Source organism: bacterium (genome assembly GCA_027622355.1).
Lineage (GTDB): Bacteria > UBA8248 > UBA8248 > UBA8248 > UBA8248 > JAQBZT01.
Genome location: JAQBZT010000104.1, coordinates 1 through 8,965, shown reverse-complemented (window position 1 = coordinate 8,965; position 8,965 = coordinate 1). Strand labels below are relative to the sequence as shown.

Genomic DNA, 8,965 nt, shown 5'->3' with positions numbered 1-8,965 from the left:
TCCAGCGCCGCCGGCGGGCCGAGGCCGCCTCTCGCGTTGACGGTTGCGAGTGCCCAGTCGTTGTTGTGTTCGATTTCCGGGAGCGCGTCCGGGAAAATGGCGCCTTCCCGGATTCGTTCAATCAGCTCGGACAGTCCCGTGCCTCCCGCGACGCCATGGCTGGAGATTCCGCGCAGGTCGGCGCCGACGAGAATATCCGCCGTTGTGCGCGCGCGGTCCTCGGATACGCCGGTGGATGCGATGACCTTTTGCGTGAAAGAGAGGAGAGCGCCGCTGTCGATGCGCACATGCCTATCCGCCATCGGCTGCTCTTTCGCCGGCCCCCGGGATCGTCACCTGAAAGGTGACGCCTTCTTCCTCGGAGGAGGACAGGGAAAGTTTTCCGCCCATGTGGTTGGCGATGAGGTTCGAACGGTACAGTCCGATGCCGCTGCCCTCAATCGCTTTGGTCTCGATGAAATGATCGGAGAGCCAATCGAGGAACGAGCTTGCTTGCACCGCCGGAAGGCGGGCGTCCCGGTTGATCGTGGCCAGCTGCATGTTTCCGCTTTGAGAAGTGAGACGAATCAAGATGATTCCGCCTTCCGGGGTCAGGTTCACGGCGGCATCGAGCAAATCGTCGATGAGGACGGAGAGGCGTTCGAGATTTCCTTGAAGAATGATTTCCTTCGCGGGGCTCTCCGGAAGAAACCTGAAATTCCGTCTTCTCTGAATGCGCTTGCTGAGGCGCTCACTGAGAAGAGAAGTAAAATTTACGGGTTCTTTACTGAGTTCGACGGAGCCGGTTTCCATGGCGGAGGTATCCGCGACGTCCCGGATGAGGCGGTCGAGGCGAAATGTGGATTCGAGGACCTCGCCCACTTTTTTGCGCATCGTCCAGGGGTCGGCCTCTTTGCCGATTTCCTCAATCTGATCGCGCAGACGGGAGGAAGGCTTGAGCAACTCGTGGCCGATGAGGCGGAGCAGGAGTTTTTGCGATGACTTTTGATTTTCCACAATGCCCTCAAAAAGCATGCGCATTCCAGACGCATTCCAGAGTAGCCGGATTGTCGGGGATTCGCGGGGGGCTGTCAAAAAAACCGGCCCGAAAAAACGGGTCAAAAAGAGATGTTCTGCGCGTGCAGGCTCTCAACCGTTTCGAGGATGACCCGGGCGGTGATGGGGGTTATCGCATCCAGGGAGGGAATTTCGCTCAGGGGATACCATCGGGCCTCCGAGATGTCGCTCGAGGCCGAGAGCACCCCTCCCGTCGGCCGGCAGGCGTAATTGATGAGCACGTAGTGGTAGCGGACCCGGTCCCACTCGTCCCGGGTGATCCGATCCAGCACGGCGCACCGGGAGAGGAGTTCGATGGAAAGCCCTGTTTCTTCAAGGATTTCCCTCCGGCAGGCCTCCTCCAGCGACTCTCCGGTTTCGACGGCGCCCCCCGGCAGGCTCCATTGTCCCGCCCGGGGGGGCTTTCCCCGCCGAACGAGCAGGACTTCCTCCCCCTGCAGGATCACCGCCCCAACTCCCACAATCGGGCGAAGGGGATACTCCCGGCTCATGTGTGCTCCTTTCCCTGAGATTTCCGCCCCATTTCTCCGGGGCTTTTGCGCGATGCCGAATGAGACAAATTGTCTCAAAAACCGTCAAATTCGTTGACAGCCGGGGCAAACTCAATATATCATTTTTATGTACTTTCAGAAATACCTGCCCGTTTTGTTAATCTGCCCATTGGGAGTCTCCCCATGACCAAGAGCGATTTAATTTCCACAATGGCAAAAGCAGGTGATGTTCCCCGCGCCAAGGCCGAGGAGATGTTCAACGCGATGCTTGGCGGGGTTGTGGGCGCGCTGAGAGGCCGCGAACGCGTAGTGATCTCCGGATTTGGCACGTTTTCCGTGCGTGAATCCAAGGCCCGCGTCGGGAGAAACCCAAAGACGGGAGAAGCCATTCAAATTGCTGCGAAAAATGTTCCCAAATTCGTTGCCGGAAAAGAATTGAAAGGAGCTGTGGCTTCCTCGTAGTTTCTGGATATCACTTGCTCCCACTGCAGGAAAACCGTTTCCCGCGTGCGGAAAGTTTTTTCCCGCACGAAAAGGCATTTTTGTCTCTCGATATCTTTTTCCCCGGCACGTTTCGAAAAATTCCACGCGGATCGATTAAACCGCCCGGGCGCAGGCCGCCAGCGCATCCAGGCGGGGGAGAAGCTTGTCCCGCGCTTCGGGCACTGCATAGAAGACGCACCTGGAAACCCCGGCGTCCTCATATTTTTTGATCGCATCCGGCTCTTCGGGCGAAAAGAAAAGGCTCACCGGAAAAGGCCCCCTTCCCGCCTTGGCCCCCATTTCATTCAATTCCCGGATTTTTTTCGAGAGTTCATCCGGCGACATCCGCAAGGGCATCCACTCGTCCCCATAGCGCACGACGCGCTCCAGCGTGCGCGCGCCGCCGCCCCCGACGATGACGGGCGGGTGCGGCTTTTGATGGGGCTTGGGCCAGGCCCATGATTTTTCGAAACGGACGAACTCTCCGGTGTAGCTTGCCTCTTCTTTCGTCCAGAGTTCCTTCATGGCCTCGATCCGCTCGCGGAGCGCTTTCCAGCGCGAAGCGTAGGGGACGCCGTGGTGCTCGATCTCCTCGCGGTTCCATCCGCCCCCGATGCCGAAAAGGACGCGGCCTCCGGAGAGGCAGTCAACGCTCGCCACTTCCTTCGCCAGAATGATCGGGTCGCGCTGGATGACCAGGCAGATTCCCGTCCCCACGCGGAGCGTTTTCGTCGCCAGCGCCGCCGCCGTCATCGCGACAAAGGGGTCCATGTTCCTGGCGTATTCCGGCGGCAGATCCCCGCCGGGGTAGGGCGTATGCTTGACCGGCATGTGCGTGTGCTCGGGGAAAAAGATCGACTCGAATCCCCGGGCTTCGACTTCCCTGCCCAGCGCGTCGGGCGTGAGCGTGTCCGCGGTCGGAAAAATAGCGACACCGAATTTCATGGCGGCTCTCCTGTAAAGACATGGCCTGTAAAGACGTGGCTGTGAAAGTTCGGCAAAAGACAAAAATCAGGATGGGGGGATTATATCTTCCCCAGAGGATTTCTTCATCGCATCGATGAGCCAGGCGAGCGCACTGCCCGCCGCCTGCCGCGCGGCCTCGGGTGAATCGCTGCGGGCGATCTCGCGGGCCGCCTCGTGGAGGGTGCCGATGAGGGGAAGGGAGAGATGCCCCGCGGCCTCCGTGCGGCGGAGCAGCCCTTGCAGCGTCTCTGAAACGCGGTTCTCCTGGTTGGCCGCAGCGCCCAGGACCGCCGGGGCGTCGCGCAGGGCGATCCGCTGGAAGGTGGGATCGAGCGCGGCGTCCAGAAAGGCCCCTGCGGCCCGGGAGAGGGCTTCCCAGGGCGTTCCAGCCCCTTGGGCGGCTGCCAGGGCCTTCTCGGCGGTCTCCAGGTCTAGGTCCTCGAAAACCGCTTGGAAGAGGTCCCGCTTGTCCCGGAAATGGTGATAGAGCGCCCCCCGCGTCACCCGCGAGGCCGCCACCACCTCCTCGGTCCCCGTCCCCCCGTAGCCGCTCCGGCCGAAAAGCCCCCGCGCCACCTGGAGCAGCGTCCGCCTAGTCGAGATTTTCCTTTGATTCCGGAGATTATCCATATTTCACATACTTAGAGTATGTATGAGTAGAATATACATACATAAAGTATGTCAAAAAGAGGATTTGCGCAACAGGTCCATGGGAACAGTGCCCCTACGCCAGCGGGGCGAGCTCGCCGAGGGTGGTGGGGATGAGCTCGGAGATCGTCGGGTGGATGTGGACCGCCCTCTGGATCGTGGTGTAGGACGCCCCGGCGTACATCACATCGGTGATGCAGTGGATGGCCTCATCGCCGCCGACGCCGAGAATCGACGCCCCGAGAATCTCCTTCGTCCCGGCGTCCACCAGAAATTTCATGAAGCCGTGGGTCTCGCCCTTCTCTTTTGCGCGGCCGATGTGGCTCATCGGTTTTTTGCTCATCAGCACCTTGCGCCCCGAGGCGCGGGCCTCGCGCTCGCTCATCCCGACGCGGGCGAGGGGCGGGTCGATAAAAAGCCCATAGGTCACGAACCGGTCGCTCACCTTCCGCGGATCGTTATCGAGCAGATTCGCCGCCACGATCTCGTAGTCGTTCCAGGAGGTGTGGGTGAAGGCGCCTCTTCCGTTGCAGTCGCCCATCGCCCAGACGCCGGGGACGTTCGTGCGGAGCTGATCGTCCACCCCGATGAAGCCGCGCGCATCCGTCTCGATCCCGGCCGCATCGAGGCCCAGGTCGTCCGTGTTCGGCACCCTTCCGGTCGCCACCAGAAGGTGGGAGCCCGCGACCTCGCGCGGCGCCCCGCCGCACATCATCCCGATGGCGATCTTCCCGTCCCGGCTCTCGATCTTGAGATCTCCGGTGTCGGTGCAGACGGTGATGTCCTCGGCTTCGAGAATCTCGCGGACGGCCTCCGAAACATCTTCGTCCTCGCGGGAGACCAGGTGTGAATCGCGCTGGATGATCGTCACCTCGCTTCCGAAGCGGCGGAACATCTGCCCGAATTCGAGGCCGATGTAGCTTCCCCCCAGCACCAGAAGATGCGCGGGAAGGTAATCCACCTCCATCATGGAGGAGTTCGTCAGATAGAGGACCGAATCGAGACCGGGGATGGGGGGGATGCTCGCCCTTCCGCCCACGTTGATGAATATCTTTTCTGCCTTGAGGAGGTCGTCCCTCACGCGGACCGCGTTCGGCCCCTCGAAGCGGGCGTGTCCCTCGTAGACGGTGATGTTCTCGGCCGATTTCATCCAGTTCTCCACCCCGGTGGTCGAGGCTCGCACCAGCTCATCCTTGCGCGCCTTCACCTTCTTCATGTCGACGCGGATCGATCCCTCGATCTCGACGCCGAAATGGGCCGCCCGTCTCGCCACGTAGGCCGCGCGCGCGCTCGCCACCATCGTCTTGGTCGGGATGCAGCCGACGTTCACGCATGTGCCGCCGAAGCGGCCCCGCTCGGCGACGGCCACCTTCATGCCCGCGCCCGCGAGCCGGAAGGCGAGCATGGGGCCGGACTGCCCGGTGCCGATCACGATCGCGTCATAGGTCGTTGTCATTCGTTCTCTCCTTGTGGGGAGGCGGAGAAGCGTGTGCGGCATTTTTCCCCGCCCGCAGCGCCAGGATCACGACGCCGGTTTCGTAGATTTCCTCGAGAAGAAAGATGATGCCGAAGATCAGGAGCCATTTGCTGTGCAGCCAAACGCCCAGGGCGCCCACCGCCATGGCGAGCGCGACGATGACGCCCCGGATGCCCCGGACGAGCCAAAGCACGCGGGAGGGATCGCCGCCCGCCCGGAAGCCTTTCAGGAAAAGCCGCACCCCCCGCCAGGCGGAGACGGCCCCGGCAATCAGAAAGAGGGCCGCGAAGAAGAGGGCGTATGGAGGTTCGAATAGAAAATCCACGAAGACCCTCCGCCTGTGCCGCGGGGCACCGGAGTGCCTTCTCCGGTTTATTGTCTGAAAACGTGCACCGATGATGATGGTTTTGCCCGCTTCTCCGCAAGCGCGGTTTTTCTTCTTTCCGCCGGGTGATACGCTCCGGAAATCTGAAGCGGCACACGGGGAGAGAAAAGAATGAACGGGGAAATCCGCCTGAGGGGACTTCACCACGTCACGCTGGTCACCCGGGACATTGATGCAATGGTGAATTTTCTCGAAGAGGCCGTGGGGCTCCGCCTGGTGAAAACGACGGTCAATTTCGACGCCCCCGGTCAGAAACACTATTATCTCGGGGATGAAAAAGGGAGTCCGGGAACCATGGTCACCTTTTTCGAAATTCCCGAGATGCCGGAGAACCGGCTCGGCGCTGGCGGAATGCACCACATCGCCTTCGGCGTCGAGGATGAGAGCGACTTGCACCGCCAGATGAAAAAACTGGACGTGATGGGCATCTCCCACACCGGCATCGTGGATCGGGTTTACTTCAAGTCCGTCTACTTCCAGGGGCCCGAGAATCTGCTCATCGAGATGGCGACGATGGGGCCGGGCTTCGGCGCCGACGGCGATCAGGTCGAGGGCCGGGCGGGCCCGGAGGGACATCAGGCGTGAAAGCCGTTTGCGTATTCACCGGGTCGCGCGCGGGAAACCGGCCGGAGTACCGCGAAGCCGCCCGCGCGCTGGGAGAGGAGATCGCCCGGCGCGGAATGCGTCTCATCTTCGGCGGCGGGCAGGTGGGCATGATGGGCGCTCTGGCCGATGCCGCCCTGGCGGGCGGCGGGGAGGTCACCGGCGTCATCCCCCGCGCCCTGCAGAAAAAAGAGGTCGTCCACGAAGGGGTGCGCGACATGGAGGTGGTCGAGACCATGTTCGAGCGCAAGGAGCGCATGTTTGATCTGTCGGACGGTTTCATCGTTCTGCCGGGCGGGATGGGCACTTTCGATGAGGCGCTTGAGGCGATCACGCTGGCCCAGCTGAGTTTTCATCACAAGCCGATCGGCTTCCTGAATGTGGCGGACTACTTCGCCCCCTTCTTCGCCGCGATGGAGCGCGCGGCGGGGGAGGGTTTCATGGACGGAAAGTATCTTGCGCTCTGGACGGTCGAGACGGACCCCGCCGCGCTCCTCGACCGGATGGCGGCTGTCTAGCGGTTTCCGCCCGCGAGTTTGATCGATTCCGGATGCGCCCGCAATCGGGCCATCGCCCATACCCCGAGGAAGGGCCCTGCGGCGAGTACGGCGAAGGCGTACCGCCAGCCGAGCGCCTCACTCAGGACAGGGATCATGTGGATCGTCAGCATGGTGAGGAGAAAACCCGTACAGGTTTGAACGGTGACCATCGTGCCGACGAGGCCGGAATCCGATAGCTCGATGACGCTCGCCGAGAACTGTGCCGAGTCCGCGACGATGAACAAACCCCATACGAGACAAAACGCCGCGATGGCCCAGGGGTTTCCCCCGAAGAAAAATCCCGCGAGGAGGGCGCAAACCCCGCTGACGGCCATCGAGAGCATGGTCAAGGTGGTGCGCCCGAGCCGGTCCGCGAACAGCCCCCCGAGAAGACAGCCCGCGCCGCCCGCCCCGATGGTGGCGAAGGTGAGGAGTTTGGCCCAGAAGGCGGCGTCCGCTCCCCCCAGCCGCAGGGCGAAGCTCGCGTTCAGGAAAACGCCGATCCAGGTCCACATCGCGTAAAGCTCCCACATGTGGCCGAAGTAGCCCAGATTCGCGAGTCGCAGGGGTTTCTCCGTCCAGGCGCGCAGGGCGTAGATCGCCTCAAAGCGCACCGGGCGCGTGAGGAGGGGCCCCGGCCGGAAAAAGAGGATGAGCACGCCCGAGAGGGCGGCCAGAATGGAGGAGACCGTCAGCGTGAAGCGCCAGTCGATCCCCCCGAAGGTGCCGATCAGGTGGGGAGAGGCCGTACCGAGGGTGAGGGCCCCGACGAGAAGTCCCACCAGAAAGCCGGTGTCCCCCCGCGCCCAGGTCGAGGCCATTTTCATCCCGACCGGATAGACCCCCGCCATGCAAGCGCCCACGATGAAGCGCAGCAACGGCACGGAGAGCGCGGCGGGGTCCATGAACTGAATCGAAATATTGGCGGAAGCGGCCACGATGACGGCGCACATGAAAAAGCGGCGGGAGTCGAACCGGTCGGCCAGGCCGAGAACCGCGCTCAAGAAAGTACCGATGACAAAGCCCGCCGACACGCTGCTCGTGATCAGGGAGGATTGGTTCGAACTCAGCGCGAATTCGCGCTGGAGCGCGGGCAAAATGGCCGTGGCCGAGAACCAAAGCGCCATCGCGAGCACTTCGCACAGGGCAAGAAGGGCGATGGCGGCCCATTTGCCCGGAGGAAAGGCGGCTTCGGTCTCTTCGGTCATGTGTTTTCTACTCCCACGTCAAAAACGGGATGAACCCCACCTCGGGAACATCGCTCACGGGGGGGAGGCCGAAGCTTCTCCGGTACATCTGAATGGTCTTGAGGTGGACGTACGCCTCCCAGATGAAATGCCGGAAAGCACTCTCCAGCGTCTGGTAGAAAATATCGGGGTTTTCCTTGTCCCGCCGGATGCCGGGTCCGTGGGCGGGGAGAACGAGTTTTTCGAAATAATCGCGCACGCTCTCGCCGCTCGCCCAGGTGCGATCGCCCGGCGTCTCCCGGGTGAGGATTTTCTCTTGCATCGAGCCCGGCGTTTCTTTTTCGAGCAAATCCCAGGCCATCGCGCAGCCCTCCCGAAAGACGGCGAGGAGGTCGCGCATCTCATGAAACCGTTTCGGATCGAGCATCCGGTCGGCGCCGCCGGTGTCGAGGCGATCGGCGCGGGGCGGCGCGCTTTCCGGGAAGAGAATCTCCCGCCAATGGCCGGCGAACAGGAGATAGGGAATCCAGGCGGTGTGGCTCACCTGCTCGCGGATAGACCAGCCGCCCCAGCTTTTTTCGGGGTAGCGCCGGTCAATCTGCGCCTCACTCAGGCCGCGCACCTCATCCGCGAACATGTCCGGAAGCGTGGCATATTCGGGAAAGATTTCGCGGCCGGCGGTTTCGGGATTGTTCATTGTTCGCATGTCCCTGCATGAAAAGGATGCGTGGAAAGAGTGCGCGAAAACCTGGCGCGGGGTGATTGTACCAGTCCCCGCCGTGCGGAAAAACGGCCGCACAGAAATGAATGGTTCGCTCGGCGGGCGCGTGCCATAATCGGGCGGTTCCGGAGGGCGCCATTTTATTCGTGAAGGGGATGCGCTTGGTTTTTGATCTTCATCCCAACGTTCTGGCGCTGCTCGCCGCGGTGATCATCGCGTTCGCGCAGGTGTTCTACCGCGAATCCCTCCGGACGATGGCCCCGGCCGCCACCGTGTTGATCAGTTCTTTCACCATCAGTGCATGCAGCTTCTTTTACTACTTTGCGTTGACGGACGGGGTGGCCGCCTGGCCGCTGAAGGGACTCCTGTGGTTTGCCCTGGCGGGGGCGGTCGGGAATTTTTTCGGCCG

The 8,965-nt window shown here is 62.2% G+C and carries 13 protein-coding genes; 4 read left to right on the top strand and 9 right to left on the bottom strand.

What is annotated here, in order from left to right:
• The 3 genes from O2807_07710 to O2807_07700 all read right to left on the bottom strand — a co-directional run.
• The coding region (locus tag O2807_07710; protein ID MDA1000386.1) for an Ldh family oxidoreductase at window positions 1-302 on the bottom strand (302 nt) is incomplete at its 3' end.
• Complete coding sequence (locus tag O2807_07705; GenBank protein ID MDA1000385.1) at window positions 292-1,014, bottom strand: HAMP domain-containing sensor histidine kinase; 723 nt, start codon at window positions 1,012-1,014, stop codon at window positions 292-294. The genes O2807_07705 and O2807_07710, both read right to left, overlap by 11 nt.
• Window positions 1,015-1,097: 83 nt before the next feature.
• Window positions 1,098-1,547: an NUDIX hydrolase gene (locus O2807_07700; protein MDA1000384.1), complete on the bottom strand. Its 450-nt coding sequence runs from the start codon at window positions 1,545-1,547 to the stop codon at window positions 1,098-1,100.
• Between the two features lie 183 nt (window positions 1,548-1,730).
• Between O2807_07700 and O2807_07695 the strand changes: the two genes are divergently transcribed.
• Window positions 1,731-2,009 carry an HU family DNA-binding protein gene (locus O2807_07695; GenBank protein MDA1000383.1) on the top strand — a complete coding sequence of 93 codons (279 nt, stop codon included), beginning with the start codon at window positions 1,731-1,733 and terminating at the stop codon, window positions 2,007-2,009.
• A 135-nt stretch (window positions 2,010-2,144) separates the two neighbouring features.
• On the opposite strand, the gene O2807_07690 is transcribed toward O2807_07695, so the two are convergent.
• The 4 genes from O2807_07690 to O2807_07675 all read right to left on the bottom strand — a co-directional run bounded on the left by O2807_07690 (window position 2,145) and on the right by O2807_07675 (window position 5,446).
• Window positions 2,145-2,975 carry an LLM class F420-dependent oxidoreductase gene (locus tag O2807_07690; protein ID MDA1000382.1) on the bottom strand — a complete coding sequence of 277 codons (831 nt, stop codon included), beginning with the start codon at window positions 2,973-2,975 and terminating at the stop codon, window positions 2,145-2,147.
• 66 nt (window positions 2,976-3,041) lie between these two features.
• Window positions 3,042-3,626 (bottom strand): helix-turn-helix domain containing protein, encoded by a 585-nt coding sequence (locus O2807_07685; GenBank protein ID MDA1000381.1) that lies wholly within the window; start codon window positions 3,624-3,626, stop codon window positions 3,042-3,044.
• 94 nt (window positions 3,627-3,720) lie between these two features.
• The gene (locus O2807_07680) at window positions 3,721-5,100 is read right to left on the bottom strand and encodes an FAD-containing oxidoreductase (protein MDA1000380.1); all 1,380 of its coding nucleotides are present in this window, start codon (window positions 5,098-5,100) and stop codon (window positions 3,721-3,723) included.
• Window positions 5,084-5,446: a hypothetical protein gene (locus tag O2807_07675; GenBank protein ID MDA1000379.1), complete on the bottom strand. Its 363-nt coding sequence runs from the start codon at window positions 5,444-5,446 to the stop codon at window positions 5,084-5,086. The genes O2807_07680 and O2807_07675 overlap by 17 nt, the downstream gene beginning before the upstream one ends.
• A 171-nt stretch (window positions 5,447-5,617) precedes the next feature.
• On the opposite strand from O2807_07675, the gene O2807_07670 reads away from it, so the two are divergent.
• Both O2807_07670 and O2807_07665 read left to right on the top strand, forming a co-directional pair.
• The gene (locus tag O2807_07670; GenBank protein MDA1000378.1) at window positions 5,618-6,091 is read left to right on the top strand and encodes a VOC family protein; all 474 of its coding nucleotides are present in this window, start codon (window positions 5,618-5,620) and stop codon (window positions 6,089-6,091) included.
• The gene (locus tag O2807_07665; GenBank protein MDA1000377.1) at window positions 6,088-6,627 is read left to right on the top strand and encodes a TIGR00730 family Rossman fold protein; all 540 of its coding nucleotides are present in this window, start codon (window positions 6,088-6,090) and stop codon (window positions 6,625-6,627) included. Before O2807_07670 ends, O2807_07665 begins: the two co-directional genes overlap by 4 nt.
• On the opposite strand, the gene O2807_07660 is transcribed toward O2807_07665, so the two are convergent.
• Both O2807_07660 and O2807_07655 read right to left on the bottom strand, forming a co-directional pair.
• Window positions 6,624-7,856, bottom strand: a complete 1,233-nt coding sequence (locus tag O2807_07660) for an MFS transporter (GenBank protein MDA1000376.1) — start codon at window positions 7,854-7,856, stop codon at window positions 6,624-6,626. The genes O2807_07665 and O2807_07660 overlap by 4 nt on opposite strands.
• 7 nt (window positions 7,857-7,863) lie before the next feature.
• Entirely contained in the window at window positions 7,864-8,532 is a 669-nt protein-coding gene (locus O2807_07655; GenBank protein ID MDA1000375.1) for a DinB family protein, read from the bottom strand.
• A 185-nt stretch (window positions 8,533-8,717) separates the two neighbouring features.
• On the opposite strand from O2807_07655, the gene O2807_07650 reads away from it, so the two are divergent.
• The coding region (locus tag O2807_07650) for a hypothetical protein (GenBank protein MDA1000374.1) at window positions 8,718-8,965 on the top strand (248 nt) is incomplete at its 3' end.